The organism is Vibrio sp. 378, from assembly GCF_033339435.1.
The window spans coordinates 1-546 of the sequence record NZ_JAWOUO010001034.1; the positions used below are offsets into that span (position 1 = coordinate 1).

Genomic DNA, 546 nt, shown 5'->3' on the forward strand with positions numbered 1-546 from the left:
TGAGATACTTATCTGGGTTAGCTTTATCGATCAGCTGACCTTTTTTGTAGACCTGCTCAACATCAATCAGTCGCGGATCATCGTATTTGCGCATCCCGCGTGGGTCGCAGTAAATAATGTATTCCACACTTGGAATTTCATCGCCTAGCTCAAGCAGTTTGTCGCATTGCTCTTCATCTTCGGCAATCACAACTTTCGCTTTCGCGTAATTGATTAAGTACGCCACTTCTTCATGCATGGAATCTTGATAGATACCCAGTGAATAGCCTTTGATCGCGTGCGCAGCCAGTTCACCCCAAACCCATTCAGGTCGGTTATCCCCCAACAGGCCAATCACATCTTGCTCGCCGATGCCTAAATCTTGTAGCGATAATGCCATCCACTTGACTCGGTTTTCGTAATCCTGCCAAGTAAACTCTCGCCAAATACCGAACTCTTTCTCTCGCATTGCCACTTGCTCTGGCCAGTGCTTGGCATTGTGCTGCAACACTTTTGGAAAGGTATCTAAGCTGGTTATATCTGCCCAATCATTATGTTGCTGTGCCA

The 546-nt window shown here is 46.5% G+C and carries 1 protein-coding gene; it reads right to left on the bottom strand.

The genetic code is table 11. From position 1 onward, the window contains the following. Positions 1-546 (bottom strand): AMP-binding protein (locus tag R7Q48_RS30225; RefSeq protein ID WP_318134096.1); only part of this gene is annotated, 546 nt, incomplete at both ends.